Here is a 24,681-nt window from a genome sequence, read left to right on the forward strand (position 1 = left end):
ATTTTTTTGAGAAAGTTACATATTGTTCACTTTCTTTTAGATTCAACAATTCGCGAAGATATGAGACGCCTCTTTACGTGCTATTCTTTAATCCCGATGACACGAATTCGCTTATAATCGGCAAACCAGATGCCATTTTTATATATGACGTTTTTCAAGTTGTTTTCCACGTTTGTGAAGATAAGATTTTTTGTTTCGTTTGTCAAACTGTTAAACAGGCTGCCAGCGAACATCTCTATCCAATTTTTTACCCCATTTTCCCCATGTAATGGCGTTGGACGGTCAAAATGCTGGGCGAACACGACACGGAACCCCACTTCCTCCATCAACGATGAATATTCACCAATGCTCGGGAAATACCAAGGAAATTGGTCTGCTAATTCCTCCATGCCCAATTTATTGAATTCATATCGGATGGCATCGGTAATCGTTTTGACATTGTCTTTGCCGCCGAATTCCGCTACAAAACGGCCGTTCTCCTTTAAGGCCTGGTATATATTGATTAACGCCTGTTTTGGCGGCTTGATCCAGTGAAGAACTGCATTGGAGAAAACGGCATCAAACTCGTTGCGGTATCCAAGATTTAAAATATCCTTCACCTCAAAGCTTAAACCGGGGTATTTTGCTTTAGCCTGATTAATCATATTTTCTGATTTATCAATTCCGACGACGTCAACTCCTAATTCGTAAAGCTTCCAGGCTAAATCTCCCGTACCGCAGCCGAGATCAAGAATACGTTCACCTTTTTTTGGCTCCAACAGATCAAGCAAATGCTCTCCAAATTTGGAAACAAATGAATGTTTTGCATCATACAAAGCTGCATTCCAACTGTCGTTTTTCATGTGATAGAATCCCTTCTTTCATTTGTAGTAAAAATATGGGGGAATTTTGCAAAATGCATTTCAATGGAACATTCGCTTATTTTTGGCCATTTCTAAACGGTTCCAGCACTTCATCCACCCATTGACGAAATTTTTCATACGCTTCCTCATTTGTTTGAACATTTTCTATAAATACACCTTTAAATTTATCATAATAATGCTCTTTATTTGCAAATAATTGTTGAAATTCTTCCTCTTTTAAATCGTCAAAAAATAAATCCATTGTGCCATCTGTTCTTTCCCAGGCAATTCCTTCGATAAAAGGGGAAAATTCATCTTTAAAGTTGTCTACATGTAAATGATTCCCGGTGTAATTTTTCGAATGAAAGTAGTCATTCTTCTTCATGAATGTGCCCTCCAAATTGATTTTTACATAATTTGAACTTTTTGCTAAGTATCTCGTTAGGAAAGATTACACAATATAACAAAATGTTTCTTGTTTACCAATTTGAAAACTATTTTCGGAGCAGGTAACCTGCATCACGCTGCGCTTTTTAACTCCATTTTATATTTTAGAATATTTCAATTGTTTCTAGTAATGCTCTATTTCATAAAGATTTTAGTTTGGACAAAAGAAAAAGCTTTGAATCATTTAACCCGTTTATTTTTATATAAAACAAGGTGTCATTCCCTTATGATAAAATGGACGAGAAGAATGTTTATCCCTACAATCTGGCAAAGGCGGGTAAAAAAGATGAAATGAAAAAAATAATCCCTCATATTTATTTGGATAACTGTAAAGAAGCGTTGCAATATTATCAGCAAGTATTTGGAGGAGAACTCAAAAATGTAGAGACATCCGATGGAAAAGAAATGTTTAAAGGCCACGAAGGAAAATATATTCATGCCGAGCTGCATATTAACGAATCATGTGTACTTTATTTTGCCGATGTTTTCTCACCGGTGACGAAGGGGAACAATATATGGCTGACATTGGATTTGGAGTCAGAAGATGAAATAAAATCAATTTTTACAACATTAGCGAAAGACGGACAGGTCAAAATGGAATTGCAAGATACTTTTTGGAATTCAAAATATGGTGTGGTAATCGATAAATACGGTGTAGTTTGGGAGCTAAACTATGCAAAATAATAAGCGGCAGAAATTCTAAAAATAAGTGTTTGATTTGAACATGTTTTGCTATAATTGAATAAAAGTTTAGAGGAGATGAGTAAGATGAGTCAGCAAACAGTTGAGAAGGGTTATTTTGGCCAATTCGGAGGAAGCTTTGTTCCAAAGGATTTGCAAAGAGCATTGGACATACTGGAAGAGAATTTCGAAAAATTCAAAAACGATTCAACGTTTAATGAAGAATTGGCATATTATTTAAGAGAATATGTCGGTAGAGAAAATCCGCTGACATATGCGAAAAATTTCACAGAAGCGCTCGGGGGCGCGAAAGTTTATTTAAAACGTGAAGATTTAAATCATACCGGAGCACATAAAATCAATAATGCAATTGGCCAGATCTTGCTTGCCAAACGGATGGGGGCTACTAGAATCATTGCAGAAACGGGTGCTGGACAGCACGGTGTTGCAACAGCAACCGCGTGTGCGATGTTTGGAATGGAATGCACCATCTATATGGGCAAGCTCGATACAGAGCGGCAGGCATTAAATGTGTTTCGGATGGAGCTGCTTGGTGCAAAGGTAGTACCGGTTGAAAAAGGACAAGGACGTTTGAAGGATGCGGTGGATGCAGCTTTAGCTGATTATGTGGAAAATTACCAAAACACGTTTTACTTGCTTGGATCTGCTGTCGGCCCGCATCCGTATCCAACAATTGTCAAGCATTTTCAATCGGTTATTAGTGAAGAGTCGAAAAAGCAGATTCTTGAAAAAGAAGGGAAGCTTCCAACAGCTGTGATTGCTTGTGCAGGAGGAGGAAGCAATGCAATCGGAGCTTTTGCGCATTATCTGGACGAACCAAACGTAAGATTAATAGGAGTGGAGCCGGAAGAGGCACCAACGCTTACGAAAGGTGTTCCAACTGTTATTCACGGATTTAAATGCTTAACTTTGCTTGACGAAAATAATGATCCAATGCCGACTTACTCTATTGCAGCAGGGCTTGATTATCCTGGAATTGGTCCAGAGCACAGCTATTTGAAGGAAACCGGACGGGCAGAATATGTTACGGTGTCTGGAAAAGAGGCTTTGGAAGCTTTTCAGCAATTATCTAAGCTGGAAGGAATCATCCCTGCCCTTGAAAGTTCACATGCTGTAGCATATGCGATGAAACTTGCCCCGCAGCTAAGCAAGGAGGATATTGTGATCGTTAATCTCTCCGGCAGAGGAGATAAGGATGTCGAGCAAGTGTTTGAAATGTTGAAAAAATAAGGTGAAAATCGGCGTTTTTGAACGTCGATTTTTTTACTTTCTTTTAACGATTCATCAGCTGAACTGTTAAAAGAGCAAGTTGTTTATAGTAATGTAAAAAAGGCAGATTTTTGATCCACCGGATAAGCGTATATTTATCTTTGAAAAAATCCTTGACAGCTCTGAAATGGGCAAGGTATGGGAGCTGTAGTCACGAAAGTGCTATAGAAAGTTAAAAAATATGGGATAAGTGCGTTCATCACATTTTTCAATGAATCAAAATGGTGTAGTTTTTGAGGTATAGTTACTCTGATTTTATAGGAATCTTCTCAGCTCTTAGTATTTTATGTTGGTTGATAAATTTAGTTTGCGAAGGAATGACTGAGGGGTTCAATCTAACTGTTATCTAAGCTTGCCATGATTTCGGAGTTTACATTTAAACGCTGGACATTTACCACCAGCTTTGTAAATATATGAACAAAATAAGAAAAACTGTTGATTTAATGCTTTTTTCAGCGGTATAGGGCGTTAAATGGACAGCTTTGTATCTATTTTGTTCACAATTTCGACAAAAACATAAAAAAATGTCGTTTTTTTTACATTTTTCCATTGCACCGTCATTTTCGCTTTGCTATAATAAAACCCGTCATTGCATTACGGCTACCACAAGCGATGCTTCGATGAATAAGCATCGAGTTGCCTCGACGCATCTACTTCCTCGAATAAGCTGGAAGAGGAAGAGGCATGGTAAATGCGTGTTTTTCATCTTAATAGAAAAGAAATAATGTATGCGGGTGTAGTTTAGTGGTAAAACCTCAGCCACGAGCGATGCTTCAATGAATAAGCATCGAGTTGCCTCGACGCATTTACATCCTCGAACAATGCTGGAAGAGGAAGAGGCATGGTAAATGCGTGTTTTTCGACTTAATAAAAAAGAAATAATGTATGCGGGTGTAGTTTAGTGGTAAAACCTCAGCCACGAGCGATGCTTCGATGAATAAGCATCGAGTTGCCTCGACGCATCTACTTCCTCGAATAAGCTGGAAGAGGAAGAGGCATGGTAAATGCGTGTTTTTCGACTTAATAAAAAAGAAATAATGTATGCGGGTGTAGTTTAGTGGTAAAACCTCAGCCTTCCAAGCTGATGTCGTGGGTTCGATTCCCATCACCCGCTCCATACATATCATTCATCAACGCAGTGTTTCGTTTTTATAAGCAAACGAAGCATTGCGTTTTTTCATTATAGAAATTTTGTATATGGCTGCCATGCCATTAAAAGAAAGAAAAGGGAGAGGCTTAAGCGAAAATTTGTTGGCGAGCATCTCCACCGTGAATTTGAACAAACATGTTTGCCATCGCTTCAAGTAATTTTTTTGCTTCTTCTGTCCGCATCGATGGCTTTAAATAAACGATATGTAAAGCGCTTGTTGTCGAAAGCTGTACTGCTGTTCGCTTAGAATCAACATAGGGGCTTCCGAAAGGTCCGTTTGCATCACAGGTTACTAGTTTATTTTCCAAATTCACTTGGCGGCCGTTGATGGCATCATATGAATCGCCATTTTTACCGATTTTTAACGTAATAGGTCCTTTTATTTTGTTTCGGTCGTAGATGCCTAACGGAATTTCATATTTCAAAGAGAAAAAATTATTTAAGTCAACTGCTGAATGGATAGACTGTAAGTATTGCTGTTTTTGAACGCGGCGAAAAAGAGCCTCATTGGATGGGCGGTATCGATTAGGATCAGTGCCAACACGCTTAAAGACTTCCCGCCATTCTCGAATGCCGTCTAATTCAACTGCATTTTTATTTTCTAGATCGAAAAAAATAGATTCTTGAAAGAAACGAAGTCTCCCTTTTAACATTTGGGGGGATTCGGATACTTGAATATGATCATACTCAATTAAGCCTATTTTAAAGTGAGGAATTCGTTGTTTGACCTCTTCAGCAATAAAAAATTCCATTGATTTCCCTCCTATTTTCAGCCATTTTATCTTAACATAGTTTATATATTTTTTGAAATAAAAACAAAGGGGGTGGAGCGGTGTGGATTTCACAGTTCTCAAACAAGAAATTATTGAATACAGCAAGCAAATTGGAATCGATAAAATCGGTTTTGCGAGTGCTGATGTTTTTGAAACATTGAAGGAGCGGCTAATTGTACAGCAGCAGTTAGGATATCAGTCAGGATTCGAGGAGCCTGATATCGAAAAGCGGACAAATCCTGAGCTGCTCCTTCCAAAAGCAAAATCGATTATCTCTATAGCGTTGGCATATCCTTCAAAAATGAAAAATGCTCCCAGAAGTACAAAAAAAGAGCGGCGCGGTTTATTTTGCAGGGCTTCATGGGGGACAGACTATCACGTGATTCTAAAAGATCGGTTAAAAAAGCTGGAAAGCTTTATTTTAGAAAAAGTGGACGGAGCACAGGTTAAATCGATGGTCGATACGGGGGAGCTGTCGGATCGGGCCGTAGCAGAGCGAGCCGGTATCGGATGGAGCGGAAAAAACTGCATGATTATTACACCGGAATTCGGCTCTTATGTATATTTAGGCGAAATGATTACAAATATTCCTTTTCCTTCCGACACCCCGATTGAAGACCGATGCGGATCCTGCAACATATGTGTCGATTCATGTCCGACTGGTGCGCTCGTGCAAGGCGGGCAGCTCAATTCAAAGAAATGTATTGCTTTTTTAACGCAAACAAAAGGGTTTCTGCCTGATGAATACCGTGGGAAAATCGGAAACAGGCTTTACGGCTGTGACACTTGTCAGCTTGTTTGTCCGGAAAATAAAGGAAAGGATTTCCATATCCATTCTGAAATGGAACCGGATCCTGAAATTGCAAAACCAAAATTAAAGCCGCTTCTTCATATTTCAAACCGCGAGTTTAAAGAAAAATTCGGCCATATAGCTGGTTCATGGAGAGGAAAAAAGCCGATTCAGCGAAATGCGATCATCGCTTTAGCCCATTATAAAGATAGAACGGCTTTGCCTGATTTAATTAAACTGATGCACGAAGATTCAAGACCGATTATTCGGGGAACCGCCGCATGGGCGATTGGAAGGATAGGAGATCAATCAGTGCTTTTTGAATTAGAAAAAGCTCTGGAAAAAGAACAAGATGAAGAAGTAAAGAATGAAATTGTCAAAGGAATTGAAATGTTGAAAGCATGATTTTAATTGTCACCATCATACGTATATAGAAGAAACGAAAATGGTGGTGACAAATGTGGACGTACAGGCTGTTTATCGAAAAATAAATGAAAAGCTGCAATTTTTAGTGAACAAATCTGTCAATCACAATCGGCAGCAATCTTCAGAGCTTGAATGGTGTGAAAAGAAAAAAGAGCTGGCAGCAAAACGAAAAGCGGAAATAGTGAAAGCGACTTGTCTCATAAAATGGCCGAAACAGATCGAAGATGAGGCAACCGTTTTAGATTATTTATGTGATTACAGGCTTCTTTATAAGCAAGGTGATTTTTTATATATAGAAGAAATTGGGGAAGAGCGGGTAGCGAAGTTTTCCAATAAAGGTCATTTAATATCTGATGAAGTTAAACTAAAAGACTGTTTTCATAAAGATGAAGAGGATGATTGGACAAACGAAAAATGGCAAGAAAAAGATGAACGGGTTTCTTTTCAATATGATCGGTTGAAAAGCGTCCAATATGCGGAACGGTGGTGGAACAGCAGAAATCCGAATTATCCTTATTTTGACGTAAATTGTACAAATTATGTTTCCCAATGTTTACGTGCCGGTGATGCGCCGATGAGAGGCTACCCGAACCGGTCATCAGGATGGTGGCTTGCGAATAATAATTGGAGCTACAGCTGGTCTGTAGCTCATGCGCTGATGCTGTATTTGTCCACATCGAAAACAGGACTTAGAGCGAAAGAAGTTTCGTCTCCTGAGCTGCTTAAGCCCGGGGATGTGATTTGTTATGATTTTCAAGGCGACGGCAGATTTGACCATTCAACATTTGTTGTTGCAAAAGATAAAAGCAATATGCCGCTTGTCAATGCCCAAACATCCAACAGCCGAATGAGATATTGGTCGTACGAAGACTCAACTGCCTATACAGAAAACATTCAATATAAATTTTTTCATATCATTGATGATAATGAGGATTCTTAAAAATGTTATAATAGTTTTCGAGGTGAATCATTGTGGCATTACACGTTGTTTTATATCAACCAGAAATCCCTGCAAATACTGGAAATATTGCTAGAACTTGTGCGGCGACTAATACAGCCCTTCATTTAATTCGTCCTTTAGGTTTTTCAACGGATGATAAAATGCTTCGACGCGCAGGGCTTGATTATTGGGAATTTGTAAACATTCATTATTATGATTCTCTTGACCATTTTTTTCAGCAAAACCAGAACGGGGATTTCTACTATATAACTAAATTTGGAAAACGATATTATACGAGCTATGATTTTAGTGATCCTTCCAAAGAGATTTTCTTCATTTTTGGACGTGAAACAACAGGACTTCCAAAAGAATTGCTTGCAGAAAATGAAGATCGGTGTTTGCGCATTCCAATGACGGAAAACGTTCGGGCATTAAATTTGTCGAACACTGCCGCTATTTTAGTGTATGAGGCGCTAAGACAGCAAAGCTTTCATGGATTATCTTAAACACTTTTAGTTTTGGGCTTCTTTCGGATTGTAAATATACATTATTTTTGGCGGTTATTCTGTTCAAATATAAAGGAAGTATGAGAAGGAGCGGACTACCATAAGGTTAAAAAAGCAAATACAAAGGCCAGAGCTGTCAAAGCGCCTGGCCTTTTTTGCAGTCAACAAGGTATCCCATGAAGAAATGCCAATTCAAAACGTTATTTGCGGTGTTTTTCTTTATATGCTTTCGCATATTGATCAGCAGCAAAAATCGCATCTGCTACATCATCAGCTGTCACATTGAATGCATTATGGATTGTTTCCCCTTCTGCGGTTGCTGCTTTAGCGACTTTTAGTATATCTTCGCGTGAAGCATCTTTTAATTTAATGTCCTCCAACGTGACTGGCAAATCAAGGCCCAAATAAAGCTCGATATAGCGTTCAATTTCTTGTTGTGAATGTTCTTCGAGAGCGAGCTGGACAAGAGTACCAAATGCCACTTTCTCTCCGTGTGTCAAATGATGTATTTCGCCTTCTAACGCGGTAAATCCGTTATGAATAGCATGAGCCGCTGCCAAACCGCCGCTTTCAAAACCTAGTCCGCTAAGGAGCGTGTTTGCTTCGACGACCGCTTCTAACGCAGGGGTGACGACTTTTGCTTTTACTGATTCATAGGCAAGCTTCCCGTACTTGAATAAAGTTTGTTCACATTTTTCTGCAATTGCTTCAGCTGCAATTGTAGGGATGCCGCCCGCCATCGTTTTTCCTCCGGATTTTATAACACTGCGTGCTTCCACCCAAGTTGCAAGTGCATCAGCGATTCCAGAGGCAAGTAAACGTGGCGGAGCATTAGCGATAATTTTCGTATCGACAAGTACAAGATCTGGATTCTTTTTATAAAAACGGTAGCTTTCAAATACGCCGTCATCAGAATATATAACAGAAAGAGCACTAGTTGGAGCATCAGTTGAAGCAGCTGTCGGCACAATCACTATATAAGCATCTAATTCATCCGCTACCGCTTTTGCGGTATCTAACGTTTTTCCTCCACCAACGCCGATTACAATAGTAGCTTCTGCTTTTCTTGCAATATTCGCGATTCTTTCTACCTCGTTTCTCGAAGCTTCTCCGCTAAAAACTACTTCTTCGGCTGCAATATTTCCTTTTTTTAATTCGTTTACAATTGTATGCCCAGCAATTTTCCAAACTATTTCATCAGCTATCACGACTGTCTTGTTTCCAATTCCTTCAAGATAATTCGCGATTTTTGTAATGACATTTTTACCTTGAACATATTTTGCAGGGCTGATAAATACTCTTTCTGCCGCCATAATTAGCACCCCTTTTATGTTTTTGGAGTTATTTTCATGGAACTAAAACAAGCCGCAATTCCCTACCTGCTTTATCGCTTCACAAAATTATCGGGAGGACTACTTGTGAACAAATCATCAATATGCACAAAATTATTTTTTGTTGACACCAGGTTTATCGTTGTATCCTGCAGTGAAAATAGCAATTAAAAATGTGATGCAGACACCTAAAACTAAAGCAGTTTTCATGAAAAAGATCCCTCCTTCATATGTACAACGTAATCAAAAATTACTAGTTTTATTATACATTAACATTCCCAACGAGTGAAAGAATTTCCCTAAGGTTTGTCATTTTGTCAAAATTTTTTAACTCATTTTCAAATATTAAGCCAATCAAAAAGCATCTTTAAGGACATCCTCGCATAAATTGTATTAATCTGGTGCTCAAACCAACGATGGAGGAGGTCCCTGATGGATATTTTGAAAAAAATCGAAAAGCATAGAGAAATGGAAGAGCGCTTAAAATGGGAAGGCACCTTCGCTGAATATTTGGAAATATTAAAAGAAAAACCATGGATAGCCCAATCCGCCCATTCTCGCGTTTATAATATGATAAAAGATGCAGGGATTGAGGAGATTAATGGCCGAAAACGATATAAATTTTTCAACCAGGAAATTTTTGGACTGGACGAAGCATTGGAACGTCTTGTGGAAGAATATTTTCATCCCGCTGCTAAGCGGCTGGATGTAAGAAAAAGAATTCTGTTGTTAATGGGTCCTGTCAGCGGCGGAAAATCTACACTTGTCACTTTGTTAAAAAGGGGATTAGAAGAATATTCGAAAACCGATAGAGGTGCAGTTTATGCAATTAAAGGCTGCCCGATGCATGAAGATCCTTTGCACTTAATTCCGCACCATCTTCGCGACGACTTTTATAAAGAATACGGCATTCGAATTGAAGGCAATTTATCTCCGCTTAATATGATGCGCCTTGAAGAAGAATACGGCGGAAGAATTGAGGATGTTTTAGTTGAACGAATTTTTTTCTCAGAAGACAAACGGGTAGGAATCGGCACATTCAGTCCGTCTGATCCAAAATCGCAGGATATTGCCGATTTAACGGGAAGTATAGATTTTTCTACAATTGCTGAATACGGCTCAGAATCCGATCCGAGGGCTTATCGATTTGATGGAGAGCTTAACAAGGCAAACAGAGGAATGATGGAATTTCAAGAGATGTTGAAATGTGATGAAAAATTTTTATGGCATCTGCTATCTCTAACTCAGGAAGGAAATTTTAAAGCGGGCCGATTTGCGCTCATTTCAGCTGATGAGCTCATAGTCGCTCACACGAATGAAACAGAATATCGTTCATTTATTTCAAACAAAAAAAATGAGGCTCTCCATTCGCGAATTATCGTCATGCCGATCCCGTATAATTTAAAGGTCTCCGATGAAGAAAGAATTTACGAAAAAATGATTAAAGAAAGCGATGTATCCGATGTTCATATCGCTCCTCATACATTGAGAGTAGCGGCAATGTTTACTATTTTAACCCGTTTAAAGGAGCCGAAGAGATCGGATATCGATCTTGTGAAAAAGATGCGGCTTTACGACGGAGAATTGGTTGAAGGGTTTAATGCTGTAGATGTGGAAGAGCTAAAAAAAGAATATCCGGAAGAAGGAATGAGCGGCATCGATCCTCGTTACGTCATCAATCGGATTTCTTCTACCATTATTCGGAAAGAAGTGCCTTCTATCAATGCGTTAGATGTACTTCGTTCGTTAAAAGAAGGTTTATATCAGCATCCTTCGATTTCAGAAGAAGACCGTGAGCGTTATTTGAATTTCATTTCCATCGCGCGGAAAGAATACGATGAAATTGCGAAAAAAGAGGTTCAAAAGGCGTTTGTCTATTCATATGAAGAATCAGCAAAAACTTTAATGGACAACTATTTAGATAATGTTGAAGCGTATTGCAATAAAAGCAAAATCCGCGATCCGCTGACAGGCGAGGAAATGAATCCGGATGAAAAATTGATGCGTTCGATTGAGGAGCAAATCGGCATCTCAGAAAATGCAAAAAAGGCTTTCCGAGAAGAAATTTTGATTCGCATTTCAGCATATGCAAGAAAAGGGAAACGTTTTGACTACAATTCCCATGAGCGGTTGCGCGAAGCTATTCAAAAAAAATTGTTTGCAGATTTGAAGGACGTTGTGAAAATTACAACGTCAACTAAAACGCCTGACGAACAGCAATTAAAGAAAATTAACGAGGTTGTAGCGAGACTCATTGATGAATATGGATACAATTCAACATCTGCCAATGAACTTCTTCGCTATGTAGGCAGTTTACTAAATCGTTGACAATTGAAGCTGGTTTCGTTCATGATTCGCCCGAATGGGCGCTATTTTTTTCAAAATTTCTAATCAAAAAAGGTGTGCAACAGCATGTCAATTTTGGAAGATTCGAGCATATGATAGAATAATCTTTTATTTGTCCAAACGAACTCATTCGTTTGAATATAATAAAAGAATTGCCAAGTTTTTTAAGGGAGGGAAAAAAATGACATCCAAAGGGAACCATCACTTTGTTGTTTCTAGAGAGGATTGGTCCCTCCATCGTAAAGGCCATGATGACCAAGTTCGCCATCAAGAAAAAGTGCAAGAAGCGATTCGCAATAATCTCCCTGATCTTATTTCAGAAGAAAGCATCATCATGTCAAACGGAAAAAATGTAGTAAAAATTCCGATACGGTCGCTTGATGAATATAAAATTCGATATAACTATGACAAAAACAAACATGTCGGCCAAGGAAAGGGAGACAGTAAAATTGGCGATGTCGTTGCGAGGGATGGCACAAATGATGCACAAGCAGCTGGGAAAGGCGAAGGCGCTGGAGATTTGCCTGGAGAGGACTATTATGAAGCTGAAGTGTCGATTATGGACTTGGAAAAAGCGTTCTTTCAGGAACTTGAACTTCCAGATTTACAGCAAAAAGAAATGGATGAGAATATTGCTGAAAAAATAGAATTTAACGATGTTCGCCGTACAGGCCTTATGGGAAACATTGATAAAAAACGGACAATGCTTTCGGCATTTAAACGAAATGCGATGGCAGGAAAACGAAGTTTTTATCCGATATATCCGGAAGATTTGAAATTTAAAACTTGGAACGAAGTGGAAAAACCAGAGTCAAAAGCTGTTGTGCTTGCAATGATGGATACGAGCGGTTCTATGGGAATATGGGAAAAATACATGGCGAGAAGTTTCTTCTTTTGGATGATTAGATTTTTAAGATCGAAATACGAAACGGTAGATATTGAATTTATTGCCCATCATACGGAGGCAAAAGTTGTCTCTGAGGATGAATTTTTTTCAAAAGGTGAAAGCGGAGGCACCATTTGTTCTTCTGCCTATCGAAAAGCATTAGCACTTATTGAAGAAAAATACCCGCCTTCCCGGTACAATATTTATCCGTTCCATTTTTCCGATGGAGATAATTTAACTTCAGATAACAGCCGATGCGTGAAGCTTGTCGAAGAACTAATGAAAATTTGCAACATCTTTTGTTACGGCGAGGTCAACCAGTACAACAGATACTCCACCTTAATGTCAGCTTATAAAAACATCAACAATCCAAAATTCCGCTATTTTGTGTTAAAGCAAAAAGCAGATGTGTTTCATGCGATGAAAACTTTTTTTAAAAAACAAGAAAGTAAAACCAGCTAAATGTGAAAAGGGACCTGACATAGGTTCCTTCTTTTGTGTGCGCCCGGCATGGGTGTAATCTATAGGGTGAAAGTCCCGAGCTGCGAAGGCAGAAGTAGCAGTTAGCTTAACGCAAGGGTGTCCGTGGCGACGCGGAATCTGAAGGAAGCGAGCGGCAAACTTCCGGTTTGAGGAACACGAACTTCATATGAGGCTAGGTATCACTGGGTGAGTTTGCACAACAAAACAAAGCCCTTTCTGCCGAAGGTGATACAGAGTAAATGAAGCAGATGGATGGAAGGAAAGATTACACTCTTACCCGGGGAGGTCTGGCTGGCACGCCAAGTAACCTTGGTAACCTATCTAGTGATAGATAGCTGAACAGTCAGAAGTCAGCAGAAGTCATAGTACTCTTTCAAGCTCGAGATGGAAGAGGAAGGACTGAACAATTAAGGAGAACGAATCGCTAGGCGTTCATCTTCTGTGTGGAAGCAGACAATCCGATAGGACTTACTTGAAGGAGGAAGTGGTGAATCCCACGGGGGACTTCAAGAGGGTGGAGCAGAAGATGGCACAAATAGAAGAATTCGTTCACGTGGAGAGGATATCAATGTTGATGGAAATGATTTTGTCACGGGAAAATCTCCTGGCGGCACTGAAACGAGTCGAACAGAATAAAGGAAGTCACGGAGTAGATGGCATGTCCGTAAAAGACCTACGAAGACACCTCTACGAAAATTGGGACTCCATTCGACAGTCGTTGAGAGAAGGAACCTACAAGCCCTTACCCGTCCGTCGGGTCGAAATCCCGAAACCGAACGGTGGAGTAAGGCTTCTAGGGATCCCTACCGTGACGGATCGTTTCATCCAACAAGCGATTGCCCAAGTTTTGACGAAAATCTTTGATCCGACCTTCTCGAACCATAGCTATGGTTTCCGCCCAGGCAGAAGGGGACATGATGCGGTTAGGGAAGCAAAGGGTTATATCAAAGAAGGATATCGTTGGGTAGTCGATATAGACCTAGAGAAATTCTTTGACAAGGTGAATCACGACAAACTGATGGGGATCTTGGCGAAAACGATCAAAGATCAAATTCTACTGAAGGTAATTCGCCGGTATCTTCAATCAGGCGTGATGATCAATGGAGTGGTAATGGAAACGGACATGGGAACGCCTCAAGGCGGCCCGCTTAGTCCACTTTTATCAAACATCATGCTTCATGAATTGGATAAGGAGCTTGAGAAACGTGGACATAAGTTTGTTCGGTATGCGGATGACTGTAACATCTATGTGAAAACAAAGAAAGCAGGAATTCGTGTCATGAACTCCATTACGAACTTTATAGAGAAGGAGTTAAAGCTCAAGGTAAATAAAGAGAAATCGGCGGTAGACCGTCCTTGGAAACGGAAGTTTCTCGGTTTCAGCTTCACACTCAATAAGACTCCAAAGGTACGGATTGCGAACGAAAGTGTGAAACGTTTGAAGAACAAGATCCGTGAAATTACATCAAGATCGAAACCGTATCCAATGGAGAAAAGGATTGAGAAACTGAACAAGTATTTAATGGGATGGTGCGGATATTTTGCCTTGGCAGAAACACCAAGTAAGTTCAAAGAATTGGATGAATGGATTAGACGAAGGCTTCGGATGTGTTTGTGGAAAGAATGGAAAACCCCGAAAACAAGAATTCGGAAACTCAGAGGATTAGGAGTTCCAAGCCATAAAGCATTCGAATGGGGTAATACACGCAAGAAATATTGGCGGATTGCCTGCAGTCCCATTCTACACAAAACCCTCGACAACTCCTATTGGAAGCGTCGAGGGTTAAGAAGTCTATTCGAAAGATATCAAGCACTACGTCATACTTAATTGAACCGCCGTATACCGAACGGTACGTACGGTGGTGTGAGAGGTCGGGGGTTAGTCACCCCCTCCTACTCGATTTTGCAGTTTCTAGTACAGCTGTTCAAAAAGATTTTTTGAAGGAAAAATTTCAGCAGATTCATTTGAATGTTGGAGAGAAGATAAGCACGAAGATTTTCACAGTCCCTTTCAACCAAAAAAATTTCCTCCTGCGCTAGACAGGTTATTTTACTGTCTAACGCAAGAGGAAAGATCAATTCGCTAGTTTATTCATATTGTTCGCAAAAGGTATTTTTGTACGGCTACTGATTCTACTGTTCAGAGTTCTGGCCTTTTTCTTTTTCTATTGGTTTATAGTAGAGCTTTTGCGCAAGTAATGTTTGCAGAATAAGGAATGATCCGCTCACTGTCCAGTAAAGAGGCAAGGCAGCGGGTGAAGCAAAAGAAGCTGTTCCTATCATTAGCGGCGACAGCATTCCCATCATTTTCATCGGTCCTTGCAATTGATCTTCAGGTACCGTTCTAATGGAAACTTTAAATTGCACATAATAAATAGCTGCAGCACAAAGCGTCAAAATAAGGTCAGGTGTTCCGAGGTTAAACCATAAAAATGAATGTGTTGCAATTTCTTTCGAACCGCGAATGGCATAATACAGCCCCATGATGATCGGCATTTGAATAATAATGGGAAGGCAGCCCATTTTCAATGGATTGATGTCGTGCTTTCGATAGAAATCCATCATTTCCTTTTGAATTTTTTGTTGTTCTGCTTGATCCTTCGCCTTTTTAAACCTTTCTTGCAGCTCCTTCATCTCCGGCATGACTTTCTCCATTTTCAATTTCATATTTTGCTGGTCTTTATATTGGCGAAGCATTAACGGCATAAGAATCAACCGAATCAAGACCGTAATTAAAATAATCGCGATTCCATAGCTGCCGTGAAACCAGTCCGCAAAAGTTTTAATAATAATTGAAAAAGGTTCAACGAATGTTTGATGGAAAAAGCCTGATTGATTTGAGCTGCCAGCGCTGCATCCAGTTAGTGCAACAAAAGTGATCATGACTACGATATACAAAATATTTCGCATCTTTTTCCTCCTTATAAATAAACAAAATGTGTCTCCAACAGGGAAGGAAAAAGATGATCCTCCTTATCGTCCGGCCCCTCTTTCCGCTTTCTTTTCTTTATAAGAAATGAAAGAAAAAGGAAAGTGAAATACGGGATCTCTCTTGAAATGCTGTCAAAAAAGCTGTTTTTGAACTGTTCAAATTTCGCTTTGGCAGAAATTTGATAACCAGTACGGACATAACGATGAAAAAAGTTTAGCCCGATCTGTATGCAGATCTGCAGTGAAAGGGCGATGATTAATGTATCAAAAGTCAGCTCTAGTTCGGGCACAAGAGTCACCTCAATAGCAATTATAAAGATATTGTATCGTGAACAAGCCTAATTGTCATTTCTTTATGAAAAAACATTTTAATGTAAACTTAAATAAATTTTAGGTTTACAAAAATCGTTATTTCAACTATTATGTGATTATAAAATTTTTTCGAAAGGAGTTATTAATATGAAGTTATATGATATGGTATTAGTATCAATGTTCGCGGCTGTTGTTGCTGTGCTCGGCCTCATACCGCCGATTGCGCTTCCGTTCACGCCAGTGCCAATCACCGCTCAAACATTGGGTGTGATGCTGGCAGGAGCAATATTAGGATCCAAACGAGGATTTATCAGTTTATTGTTGTTTGTATTACTTGTAGGAGCCGGAGCACCGATTCTTGCTGGCGGAAGAGGCGGGCTGGCAGTATTATTTGGTCCGAGCGGTGGATATATTTTATCTTGGCCTTTTGCATCCTTTATAATCGGTTTTTTAGTTGAAAAGAATTTTGAAAAATTAGCATTTTGGAAAGTGTTAGTATTTAATATAATTGGAGGCATTTTATTTGTTTATTTATGCGGCATTTCTTATTTGTCTTGGATTGCCAATATGAATTGGATAAGTGCGAGCATATCGGCGTTGGCTTATATTCCAGGAGATTTAACAAAAGCGGTGATTTCAGCATTTTTGGCAGTAAGAATTCAAAAATCGTATCCATTGATTAAAGCTCGTAATAAACAGGCTGCTTAAGGGGTGAGCTGATGGGGATCGGGAGAAACATTAGACAATTTGCATACGAACATCCTCAAAAACCGGCAATTCAACAAATAAATGGACGGACGGTTACATATTATGAACTGTACGAAAATATAAAAAAAATACAAACAGCTTTCATTCGATTGACAAACAAAAAAAATATAAAAGTTGGCATATTAATGGGAAACACTTCAGAATTTTTAGAAGTGTTTTTTGCCGTTATTACACTTGGCGGGATTGCTGTTCCTTTTGATCCAAAATGGAAAAAGCGCGATATCCGGCATGTATTGGAAAGCTGCCAGCTGGATATATGCATTGGAAGCCGCAATTTTTTGGAGAGGACCGGAATAAAGCATGAGAACGTCATGTTAATTGATGAAATAAAAAAAGATGTCCAAACGGATCATCACGAGAAGTGGGAAGAGTTTGATGAAGAATTGTTTTATCTCGGCTTTACTTCAGGTTCAACTGGAAAACCGAAAGGATATATGAGAAATCATAAATCCTGGCTGGAAAGCTTTAATGTAGGAGAACAAATTTTTGGATATGGAAAAAATGATGTCATCCTTGCTCCCGGCCCTTTATGTCATTCGTTGTCCTTGTTTGCGGCTGTTCACGCCTTACATATCGGGGCGACTTTTTATTTGCTCCCGGCTTTTTCTCAAAAGGAAACATTCAATATTTTGTTAAAGAGAGAGGCAACTGTATTTTATGGCGTTCCAACGATGATTCAAGCTTTGCTTCAAATGATGAAAAATGAAGAGAAATGCATAATGAACAATGTAACAATCATTTCGTCTGGTGCAAAGCTTTCTTATGAAGCTAGAAAGCAGTTAAAAGAAATGTTTCCGAACGGACAGTTGTTTGAGTTTTATGGCGCATCGGAATTAAGCTTTGTCAGTTATGTCGATGATGAAATTTTTAAAAAAGCGCCAAAAAGTGTCGGCATTCCTTTTCCAGGTGTGGAAGTAGCAATCAGAAAAAAAGATGGGTCGGAAGCATCCTTTAATGAAGTTGGGGAAGTAGTCGTACGCAGCAATTTATTATTTTCAGGGTATTTCAACAACCCGATTGAAACAAAAAATGTATTGAAGGATGACGGCGCATCAATTGGTGATTTAGGGTACTTAGACGAGAACGGTTTTCTAACGATCGTTGGACGCGAGAAAAATATGTTCATTAGCGGCGGTTTAAATATTTATCCGGAAGAAATTGAAAAAGTTTTGAAGGAACGGGATGAGGTTGAGGAAGCGGTTGTTATCGGAGTAGAGGACGATTATTGGGGGCAGAAGCCGGTTGCATTTATTAAATGGAAAGAGAAAGCTCAGCATAGAAGCTTCAATGCATTAAAGCGCTATTGCCGATCTGAGCTCCCGTTATACAAATGCCCGCGAACGTTTTATGAAGTGGACGAGTTCCCTTATACATCCAGCGGAAAGATTGCGCGAAAAGAACTTGAATTCATTGTGAAAGGGGAAGAAAAATGACGATCCCTGTCATTGTTATGGCAAAAAGAACGCCTATTGGAAAAATGGGGGGAATGTTTAAAAACGTCCGCCCTGAACAACTGGCTGCTGCAGTCATCAAAGCGATTGTAGACGAGAGCGGAATCGATCCGCAGGAAATTGATGAAGTTATTTTAGGAAATGCGGTCGGTCCAGGAGGAAATATCGCTAGACTCTCACTCCTTTTAGCGGGGCTTCCCGATCAAGTTCCGGGTATTACTGTTGATCGCCAATGCGGATCAGGATTGGAAGCGGTGAATCTCGCTTGCCGGCTTGTCCAATCAGGAGCCGGCGACATTTATATTGCCGGAGGAGTCGAAAGTACAAGCCTTGCCCCTTGGAGAATTGAAAAACCTTTATCTTTATATGAAATGAAGCCACCTAAGATCTATACGAGAGCACGGTTTTCGCCGGAGTCGTTCGGTGATCCTGAAATGGGGGAAGCGGCGGAAAATGTTGCGGAAGCGTTTCAAATTTCAAGGGAAGAGCAGGACTTGTTTGCATACAGCAGCCATCAAAAAGCGGTTCAAGCGATGGAGAATGACAGATTCAGCAGTGAAATTGTCCCTGTAAATGGCATGGATCGTGATGAATGTCCAAGGAAAAGGTTGAGCTTGGAAAGGCTTCGTGCCATGAAGCCGATATTTAAAGAAAATGGCACAGTAACTGTTGGCAATTCTTGTCCATTGAATGACGGGGCTTGTGCCGTCCTTATCATGTCTGAAAAAAAATGCCGAGAGCTTGGGCTTCTGCCCGTTCTGAAATTTGTCGATTGTACAAGTGCAGGTGTCGATCCGAACCTTTTAGGCATTGGTCCTGTTCCAGCAGTGCAACAGCTGCTGAAACGAACCGGCTTCCAAATGGAGGATATCGATTTAATCGAATTTAATGAAGCTTTTGCCTCTCAAGTATTGGCTTCTGTTAAGCAATTAAACATCCCATTGGAAAAGCTGAATGTGGGAGGAGGGGCTATTGCCATCGGACATCCTTATGGTGCTTCAGGCGCTATTCTTGTTGCAAGGCTTTGCACAGAAATGAAAAGATTGAGAGGCAAACGGGCAATCGCAACATTAGGAATCGCAGGTGGTCTGGGCCTCGCTACATTGTTTGAATTGTATGACGCATAAAACAAGTCTTTGGAAAGCGCGTTTTCGAAGCAGCTTTCCAATATCCTTTCATTCGGCCAGACAAGTGGAAATAATCGCTTCTCAGCGATGAATGGAATAGCTAAGCCTCAATCATCATTGCGAGCGGTATTTGTTTGATTGAGGCGAGCAAAAAGTATAAAAACGTGCATATATTATTTTTCAGCGCTTCAGGCAAAGCGTTATGATTTGGAGCGTCGGAATCGAAAAAAATACCAAATGATGATTGCAGCAAATACAAGAACGGCGATCACAGCATAAATGATTTTTGAATAAATATCTATGTATTCGGTAATGAGAGGCCAAGCTTCTCCTAATCCCGCGCCAACCGATACGAGAAATATATTCCATACGAGAGAACCGATTGTGGTAAAAATCAAAAATAGAACGAAATTCATGTTGGACATTCCAGCAGGAATGGAAATTAAGCTTCGCAATAACGGAATAACTCGGCAAAATAACACAGTCCATATGCCGTAACGGTCAAACCAATTGTCTGCTTTATGTATATCCTCTTTTGTAATTTTCAATATGTATCCCCAACGGTCAACAATTTTTTCCAACCTCTCAACATCCAGCAACAGACCGACGCCGTATAAAATGATTGCACCGACAACGGAGCCGCAAGTTGCCGCCAAAATAACTCCTGGAACTGTCAGGTTCGAATAAGTCGTCATAAAACCGCCAAAAGGAAGGACAATTTCGGACGGAATCGGTGGAAAAATGTTTTCTAGCGCAATAATTAAAAAAATTCCGAGGTAGCCATATTGCTCCATAAATTCTGTAATCCAGTTTTCCATTCAAGTTCCTCCTAATAAAGAACAAATTCTCTATATATTATACTAAAGAAATTGTCCAAAAAATGATCAAAAATAAAATCCAGCCAATTGACTGGATGTCCCTAAAGAAGTATATAAAGCTGATAAAGTGCAATTAAAACGGTGGACACAATTAAAATGTTTTTGGCTACTATTTGTTTTTTCTGTTTGTCGATGATTTTCAATTCTTTTTTATTTACTTTCGAGTAATTGGCTGCAATCCATTGTTTTACTTCCCATTTGTTTTGACAAGTCGCCAAATACGTTTCTCCATTTTTTCCAGTTGCATGAATAATAAAACGGCAAGTTTTTTTTGTACTCAAATAGTATTCCCAACCTTTTCAAAAAAAGATTTAGATTACTGTTATTTTATCAGTTTCCAACTAACTTTCAACCTTATTTTATGATTATTTTCCATTTCAAAAATTATGAAAAATGAAAGGGGATTCATTATTTTCTGTCGTGCATGAAGTTCAACAAGAACTTTCATACTAAAAGTAACATCATCTGGAGGTAGTTTTATGAATTCACTGATTATTTACGCCCATCCAAATCCAAACAGTTTTAATTACGCGATCTTGCAGACTACTGTACAAAAACTTCAGCAAAAGCAGCATGAAATTAGAATTCGGGATTTATATGAAATGAACTTTAATCCTGTCTTAAAAGAGGATTACTTTACAAAACAAAATCCAGCCGTATCCAAAGCGATACAAGAAGAGCAAATGCATTTTTCGTGGGCGAAACAATTAATTTTTATTTATCCGACATGGTGGAACGGCATGCCCGCTATTTTAAAAGGATATATCGAAAAAATATTCACGAATGGCTTCGCTTTTACGTTTACGGATGAAGGGGCAAAAGGGCTTTTGCAAAATAAAAGAGCGATTATTTTTCAAACAACATCTCATCCGGAAAATTATTTAAAGCCATATCAGTTAATTGCATCAATGGAGACAATCGTTGATGTCGGTATTTTAAATTTTTGCGGGATTGAAACAATCACTCATAAGTTTTTTTATTCAGTTCCTTATGTCGATGAAAATACGAAAAAGGCGATGCTAAAGGAAGTAGAAGATATAGTTGAAATGATTTAATTTTTTCGAAATATTCACTTTTTGATAGGGATCATGCATAATAGAAATGATGCACCAAAACTAGAAAGGGAGTGGAGTTGGTTGGTCAAAAGCTTGCAAGATACGGTGACTTTACATAATGGTGTTAAAATGCCGTGGTTTGGTTTAGGCGTATATAAAGTCAACGAAGGGGAAGAAGTAATTCAAGCTGTAAAATCAGCAATTAAAGCGGGCTACCGCAGCATAGATACGGCGGCATATTATAAAAATGAAGAGGGAGTCGGAATTGCGATAAAAGAATCGGGAATACCGAGAGAAGAACTATTTATCACAACAAAAGTTTGGAATGACGATCAAGGCTACGACTCTACATTAAAAGCGTTTGATGACAGCCTAAATCGATTAGGATTAGACTATTTGGATCTATATTTAATCCACTGGCCAGTTTCAGGAAAATATAAAGAAACATGGAAGGCATTAGAACGGTTGTATAAAGACGGAAGAGTTCGGGCGATTGGAGTCTGCAACTTCCATGTTCACCATTTAGAGGATTTATTGCAAAGTGCGGAGATTAAACCGATGGTTAATCAGGTGGAATTTCATCCAAGATTAACACAGGAGGAACTTAGAAAATATTGCAAAGAGCAAAACATTCAATTTGAAGCTTGGTCCCCGCTTATGAGAGGCGGGCTTCTCGATAATGAAACTTTAGCCGAGATTGCTGAAAAATACAATAAAACGATCGCACAGGTGATTCTCCGTTGGGATCTTCAACATGAGGTCGTGACAATTCCAAAATCGACAAAAGAGCATCGAATTATTGAAAATGCTTCTATTTTCGATTTTGAACTATCTCAAGAAGATATGGAAAAAATCGATTCCCTCAATAAAAATGAGCGGATAGGTCCTGATCCTGATACTTTTTAAAAGGTAAGAAATAAGAAATCGGTAATACTACAAGCCTTTCCTATATGCTGTTCAGCAGCTTTTGAAAGGTGAAAAAATGCTTCAGCTTCAATGGAAATACATTTGTGAGCTTGAAGAAGAAATATGTTTGGAAATCTTTCCGGATAAATTGATTATTTTGCGATAGTGATTTGCAAATCATTCATTATTTTGCTGGAGCCAAGCGTATGAAGACGATTTATTGCAGTATGAACAAAATTTCTAAATATTGGAGCTACGGATATTCTGTCCGCTTTTCCTGTTAAGATTGACAAAATTTGATTATTCAAAAAGCCGCTTTTGAAATAAAAGCGGCTTTAACTTTCTTGTGCAAGTTTTTGTTTTTCTCCGACAGACAATTGTTCCATATTGCCAAGCAGGCATTTACAGCTTCCATATTTGTCATGAAAAGACAGGTTTTCCTTATTCTGATTTTGTCCAATTTTCCAGCGCTTCTCGAAAAACGCTTTTTTCCTGTGAACCGACGATACGATCGGCTTCTTTTCCGTTTACATAATGGACAAGCGTTGGAGTTGCATCAATGTTATACTCGTCCCAGCCCTCTTCAAACTCAAGAAGGTTGTATTGGTAGATATCCACATTTAATTCTTTTGCCAAAGGCATTAAGATCGGTGTTGTGTTTTTACAGTGCGGGCAGGTAGAACTGAAAAAATAGACAATGACATCTTCTTGATTATTTAATTTTGTTTCTAGCTCATCCGGAAGTATGATGTTTTGATAATTTGGATCATCCAGCAGCTTGACGGTTTCAGGATGCAGGCTCGACTTTTTGTACGGATTTCCTTCCGCCTTTTGCTTATTTTGCAAATTTGTTACAATTGCCAGTGCCGCGAACAGTACAATAATGATTCCGCCGAATATAAGCAGTTTTTTCATATAATTTGGCGAGAAGACCCCGTAATTTTAAAAATTTTGGGGAAAGTATCGCCGTTATTCACTCCTTTCGTTCCTTTGCACTAAAAAATGTAAACCGATTTTCATAAATGACGGGAATGACGGCAACCGCAAAAAATAAATGTTTATCTTTCTAAGACCTCATGAACTTGCCGGATTGCGATTACGTCTTAATATGGGTAAAAAAACATAATTGAAAGCTATAAATCCAAAGGTTTTGTTTGCTGGTCTATAGAATTTGCATCATTCGCCTCTTGAAAAATCTGAAAATAACGGAAACGTTATCCTTTCTGCCGTAAAATGAAAAAGCTTGTGAGGAAAATAATTGAAAAGCCAATTAAAGCCAAGAAAGGAATTGTAACGAATCCAAACCAATTAATGTAGTCGCTTGTACAAGGAACTCTTCCGCATGCGAGGCTATGTTCCCCCAAAAAAGGAATTTTTTGTATAGAATAATGGTAAATGGAAATCATGCCTCCCATAATGGACAAAGTTAAGGAATAGCTTGCAATTTTGTAATCCTTTTTTACTACAGCTATTCCAAGTATAACAACGAGCGGGTACATAAATATCCTTTGAAACCAGCACAATTTACATGGTTCGAAATGCATGATCTCAGAAAAATACAGGCTTCCTAAGGTAGAAATTAAAGAAGCGATCCAGCCTATCAACAGCAAATTGTCTTTTCGCTTATCATCCATCCAACTAACCTCTCTGTTTTCTTTCTAAAGGCATTATAATACATTTCCCCTGAATTAAAAATGATTTTGCGATGAAATCAATAAAACATCAGCTAAGAATTATTATCATTCATAAATTTTTACATATTGTTCAAACTATCAACGAAAGGAGTGAGACTATGGATAAAATTCGCGATATCATGTCTTCTAATGTCATTTCCGTTTCATCAAATCAAACTGTTCAGGAAGCTGCTCAGTTAATGAGACAGCATAATGTTGGTGCGATCCCTGTTGCAGATAATGGACAATTAAAAGGAATTATTACAGACCGTGATATTACGCTTCGCTCAACAGCTCAGGGCAAAAACGAAAGCACAACCGTTGCAGAAGTTATGTCGACAAACCCTGTATGCTGTAGTCCAGACGCGAGTCTGCAAGAAGCTGCCCAAATCATGGCACAAAATCAAATTCGCCGGTTGCCTGTAGTGGAAAATAATCAAGTTGTCGGCATGGTCGCATTAGGAGATTTAGCAACAAATAAGACTTCTGATGAAGCGGCAGGAGAAGCATTAACAAACATTTCTGAAAAAGATCTTCAATAACCCCTCTTGCAATCCCGGGATGGGAGTGCCTTGCTGAAAAAAGAGCGTCCGTTTGGCGCTCTTTTTTCCGTTCAGTGGCAAAGAGCTTTGTCGCTCGGTTTGTTTTTTTTCAAATGATACAAATAATACATAAATTTATAAATAACT

Annotated in this window: 23 protein-coding genes and 1 tRNA gene; 15 read left to right on the top strand and 9 right to left on the bottom strand. The window is 39.1% G+C overall.

Going from position 1 to position 24,681, the window contains the following annotated elements:
* Positions 1-80: 80 nt before the first annotated feature.
* Positions 81-842 (bottom strand): methyltransferase domain-containing protein, encoded by a 762-nt coding sequence (locus NSQ94_RS04310; RefSeq protein ID WP_339230231.1) that lies wholly within the window; start codon positions 840-842, stop codon positions 81-83.
* A gap of 76 nt (positions 843-918) precedes the next feature.
* The gene (locus NSQ94_RS04315) at positions 919-1,227 is read right to left on the bottom strand and encodes a hypothetical protein (RefSeq protein WP_066250938.1); all 309 of its coding nucleotides are present in this window, start codon (positions 1,225-1,227) and stop codon (positions 919-921) included.
* Positions 1,228-1,580: 353 nt separating this feature from the next.
* On the opposite strand from NSQ94_RS04315, the gene NSQ94_RS04320 reads away from it, so the two are divergent.
* The 3 genes from NSQ94_RS04320 to NSQ94_RS04330 all read left to right on the top strand — a co-directional run bounded on the left by NSQ94_RS04320 (position 1,581) and on the right by NSQ94_RS04330 (position 4,377).
* Entirely contained in the window at positions 1,581-1,973 is a 393-nt protein-coding gene (locus NSQ94_RS04320) for a VOC family protein (RefSeq protein WP_130157115.1), read from the top strand.
* 84 nt (positions 1,974-2,057) lie between these two features.
* Entirely contained in the window at positions 2,058-3,221 is a 1,164-nt protein-coding gene (gene trpB / locus NSQ94_RS04325; RefSeq protein WP_130157117.1) for a tryptophan synthase subunit beta, read from the top strand.
* A 1,082-nt stretch (positions 3,222-4,303) separates the two neighbouring features.
* Positions 4,304-4,377 (top strand) — tRNA-Gly (locus tag NSQ94_RS04330).
* Between the two features lie 119 nt (positions 4,378-4,496).
* On the opposite strand, the gene NSQ94_RS04335 is transcribed toward NSQ94_RS04330, so the two are convergent.
* The gene (locus NSQ94_RS04335; protein ID WP_094244584.1) at positions 4,497-5,162 is read right to left on the bottom strand and encodes a phenylalanine--tRNA ligase beta subunit-related protein; all 666 of its coding nucleotides are present in this window, start codon (positions 5,160-5,162) and stop codon (positions 4,497-4,499) included.
* Between the two features lie 82 nt (positions 5,163-5,244).
* Here NSQ94_RS04335 and queG point away from each other — a divergent pair, with 82 nt between their 5' ends.
* From queG to trmL, 3 genes are read left to right on the top strand one after another with little or no spacing between them, the layout of a single operon-like run.
* Positions 5,245-6,378, top strand: a complete 1,134-nt coding sequence (queG, locus tag NSQ94_RS04340) for a tRNA epoxyqueuosine(34) reductase QueG (RefSeq protein ID WP_327848606.1) — start codon at positions 5,245-5,247, stop codon at positions 6,376-6,378.
* A 40-nt stretch (positions 6,379-6,418) separates the two neighbouring features.
* The gene (locus tag NSQ94_RS04345) at positions 6,419-7,339 is read left to right on the top strand and encodes an amidase domain-containing protein (protein WP_339230235.1); all 921 of its coding nucleotides are present in this window, start codon (positions 6,419-6,421) and stop codon (positions 7,337-7,339) included.
* Positions 7,340-7,371: 32 nt separating this feature from the next.
* A complete protein-coding gene (gene trmL / locus NSQ94_RS04350; protein ID WP_094244585.1) occupies positions 7,372-7,845 on the top strand; it encodes a tRNA (uridine(34)/cytosine(34)/5-carboxymethylaminomethyluridine(34)-2'-O)-methyltransferase TrmL in 474 nt (157 codons plus the stop codon).
* 200 nt (positions 7,846-8,045) lie between these two features.
* Here trmL and NSQ94_RS04355 read toward each other — a convergent pair whose 3' ends face one another.
* Positions 8,046-9,158 (bottom strand): glycerol dehydrogenase, encoded by a 1,113-nt coding sequence (locus NSQ94_RS04355; RefSeq protein WP_339230237.1) that lies wholly within the window; start codon positions 9,156-9,158, stop codon positions 8,046-8,048.
* A gap of 450 nt (positions 9,159-9,608) precedes the next feature.
* On the opposite strand from NSQ94_RS04355, the gene NSQ94_RS04360 reads away from it, so the two are divergent.
* The 3 genes from NSQ94_RS04360 (at position 9,609) to ltrA (ending at position 14,719) form a co-directional block, all read left to right on the top strand.
* Entirely contained in the window at positions 9,609-11,504 is a 1,896-nt protein-coding gene (locus tag NSQ94_RS04360) for a PrkA family serine protein kinase (RefSeq protein WP_063387245.1), read from the top strand.
* 199 nt (positions 11,505-11,703) lie between these two features.
* Positions 11,704-12,870, top strand: coding sequence for a sporulation protein YhbH (gene yhbH, locus NSQ94_RS04365; protein ID WP_066250918.1), 1,167 nt, complete (start codon positions 11,704-11,706; stop codon positions 12,868-12,870).
* A 589-nt stretch (positions 12,871-13,459) separates the two neighbouring features.
* Entirely contained in the window at positions 13,460-14,719 is a 1,260-nt protein-coding gene (gene ltrA / locus NSQ94_RS04370; protein ID WP_066251748.1) for a group II intron reverse transcriptase/maturase, read from the top strand.
* A 305-nt stretch (positions 14,720-15,024) separates the two neighbouring features.
* Here ltrA and yidC read toward each other — a convergent pair whose 3' ends face one another.
* Positions 15,025-15,801 (bottom strand): membrane protein insertase YidC, encoded by a 777-nt coding sequence (gene yidC, locus NSQ94_RS04375; protein ID WP_327848602.1) that lies wholly within the window; start codon positions 15,799-15,801, stop codon positions 15,025-15,027.
* A 480-nt stretch (positions 15,802-16,281) separates the two neighbouring features.
* On the opposite strand from yidC, the gene NSQ94_RS04380 reads away from it, so the two are divergent.
* The 3 genes from NSQ94_RS04380 to NSQ94_RS04390 are packed head-to-tail and all read left to right on the top strand — an operon-like array spanning position 16,282 to position 19,480.
* A complete protein-coding gene (locus tag NSQ94_RS04380; protein ID WP_094244590.1) occupies positions 16,282-16,842 on the top strand; it encodes a biotin transporter BioY in 561 nt (186 codons plus the stop codon).
* Between the two features lie 11 nt (positions 16,843-16,853).
* The gene (locus NSQ94_RS04385; RefSeq protein WP_130156498.1) at positions 16,854-18,335 is read left to right on the top strand and encodes an AMP-binding protein; all 1,482 of its coding nucleotides are present in this window, start codon (positions 16,854-16,856) and stop codon (positions 18,333-18,335) included.
* A complete protein-coding gene (locus NSQ94_RS04390; RefSeq protein WP_327848601.1) occupies positions 18,332-19,480 on the top strand; it encodes a thiolase family protein in 1,149 nt (382 codons plus the stop codon). The genes NSQ94_RS04385 and NSQ94_RS04390 overlap by 4 nt, the downstream gene beginning before the upstream one ends.
* 200 nt (positions 19,481-19,680) lie before the next feature.
* On the opposite strand, the gene NSQ94_RS04395 is transcribed toward NSQ94_RS04390, so the two are convergent.
* The gene (locus NSQ94_RS04395) at positions 19,681-20,298 is read right to left on the bottom strand and encodes a DedA family protein (RefSeq protein ID WP_327848600.1); all 618 of its coding nucleotides are present in this window, start codon (positions 20,296-20,298) and stop codon (positions 19,681-19,683) included.
* Positions 20,299-20,399: 101 nt separating this feature from the next.
* On the bottom strand, positions 20,400-20,639 hold the full coding sequence (locus tag NSQ94_RS04400; protein WP_117016937.1) for a hypothetical protein: 240 nt from the start codon (positions 20,637-20,639) through the stop codon (positions 20,400-20,402).
* A 198-nt stretch (positions 20,640-20,837) separates the two neighbouring features.
* Between NSQ94_RS04400 and NSQ94_RS04405 the strand changes: the two genes are divergently transcribed.
* Positions 20,838-21,413, top strand: a complete 576-nt coding sequence (locus NSQ94_RS04405; RefSeq protein ID WP_063387254.1) for an NAD(P)H-dependent oxidoreductase — start codon at positions 20,838-20,840, stop codon at positions 21,411-21,413.
* Positions 21,414-21,494: 81 nt separating this feature from the next.
* Entirely contained in the window at positions 21,495-22,319 is an 825-nt protein-coding gene (locus tag NSQ94_RS04410) for an aldo/keto reductase (protein ID WP_094244595.1), read from the top strand.
* 441 nt (positions 22,320-22,760) lie between these two features.
* On the opposite strand, the gene NSQ94_RS04415 is transcribed toward NSQ94_RS04410, so the two are convergent.
* Entirely contained in the window at positions 22,761-23,234 is a 474-nt protein-coding gene (locus tag NSQ94_RS04415; RefSeq protein ID WP_117016939.1) for a thioredoxin family protein, read from the bottom strand.
* A 299-nt stretch (positions 23,235-23,533) separates the two neighbouring features.
* Positions 23,534-23,953, bottom strand: a complete 420-nt coding sequence (locus NSQ94_RS04420) for a disulfide oxidoreductase (protein WP_063387257.1) — start codon at positions 23,951-23,953, stop codon at positions 23,534-23,536.
* Between the two features lie 158 nt (positions 23,954-24,111).
* Here NSQ94_RS04420 and NSQ94_RS04425 point away from each other — a divergent pair, with 158 nt between their 5' ends.
* Positions 24,112-24,534 carry a CBS domain-containing protein gene (locus NSQ94_RS04425; protein ID WP_063387258.1) on the top strand — a complete coding sequence of 141 codons (423 nt, stop codon included), beginning with the start codon at positions 24,112-24,114 and terminating at the stop codon, positions 24,532-24,534.
* The last annotated feature ends 147 nt before the right edge of the window (positions 24,535-24,681 follow it).

This window comes from Aeribacillus sp. FSL K6-2833 (assembly GCF_037965815.1).
GTDB classification, from domain to species: domain Bacteria; phylum Bacillota; class Bacilli; order Bacillales; family Aeribacillaceae; genus Aeribacillus; species Aeribacillus composti.

Coding starts and splice junctions, on each gene's coding strand:
- NSQ94_RS04355 (WP_339230237.1), bottom strand. CDS start 9,158: ATGGCGGCAGAAAGAGTATTTATCAGCCCTGCAAAATATGTTCAAGGT.
- NSQ94_RS04315 (WP_066250938.1), bottom strand. CDS start 1,227: ATGAAGAAGAATGACTACTTTCATTCGAAAAATTACACCGGGAATCAT.
- NSQ94_RS04415 (WP_117016939.1), bottom strand. CDS start 23,234: ATGAAAAAACTGCTTATATTCGGCGGAATCATTATTGTACTGTTCGCG.
- yidC (WP_327848602.1), bottom strand. CDS start 15,801: ATGCGAAATATTTTGTATATCGTAGTCATGATCACTTTTGTTGCACTA.
- NSQ94_RS04390 (WP_327848601.1), top strand. CDS start 18,332: ATGACGATCCCTGTCATTGTTATGGCAAAAAGAACGCCTATTGGAAAA.
- NSQ94_RS04425 (WP_063387258.1), top strand. CDS start 24,112: ATGGATAAAATTCGCGATATCATGTCTTCTAATGTCATTTCCGTTTCA.
- NSQ94_RS04405 (WP_063387254.1), top strand. CDS start 20,838: ATGAATTCACTGATTATTTACGCCCATCCAAATCCAAACAGTTTTAAT.
- NSQ94_RS04320 (WP_130157115.1), top strand. CDS start 1,581: ATGAAAAAAATAATCCCTCATATTTATTTGGATAACTGTAAAGAAGCG.
- NSQ94_RS04395 (WP_327848600.1), bottom strand. CDS start 20,298: ATGGAAAACTGGATTACAGAATTTATGGAGCAATATGGCTACCTCGGA.
- NSQ94_RS04345 (WP_339230235.1), top strand. CDS start 6,419: ATGGTGGTGACAAATGTGGACGTACAGGCTGTTTATCGAAAAATAAAT.
- NSQ94_RS04360 (WP_063387245.1), top strand. CDS start 9,609: ATGGATATTTTGAAAAAAATCGAAAAGCATAGAGAAATGGAAGAGCGC.
- NSQ94_RS04385 (WP_130156498.1), top strand. CDS start 16,854: ATGGGGATCGGGAGAAACATTAGACAATTTGCATACGAACATCCTCAA.
- yhbH (WP_066250918.1), top strand. CDS start 11,704: ATGACATCCAAAGGGAACCATCACTTTGTTGTTTCTAGAGAGGATTGG.
- NSQ94_RS04380 (WP_094244590.1), top strand. CDS start 16,282: ATGAAGTTATATGATATGGTATTAGTATCAATGTTCGCGGCTGTTGTT.
- NSQ94_RS04420 (WP_063387257.1), bottom strand. CDS start 23,953: ATGGATGATAAGCGAAAAGACAATTTGCTGTTGATAGGCTGGATCGCT.
- ltrA (WP_066251748.1), top strand. CDS start 13,460: ATGTTGATGGAAATGATTTTGTCACGGGAAAATCTCCTGGCGGCACTG.
- NSQ94_RS04310 (WP_339230231.1), bottom strand. CDS start 842: ATGAAAAACGACAGTTGGAATGCAGCTTTGTATGATGCAAAACATTCA.
- trpB (WP_130157117.1), top strand. CDS start 2,058: ATGAGTCAGCAAACAGTTGAGAAGGGTTATTTTGGCCAATTCGGAGGA.
- NSQ94_RS04335 (WP_094244584.1), bottom strand. CDS start 5,162: ATGGAATTTTTTATTGCTGAAGAGGTCAAACAACGAATTCCTCACTTT.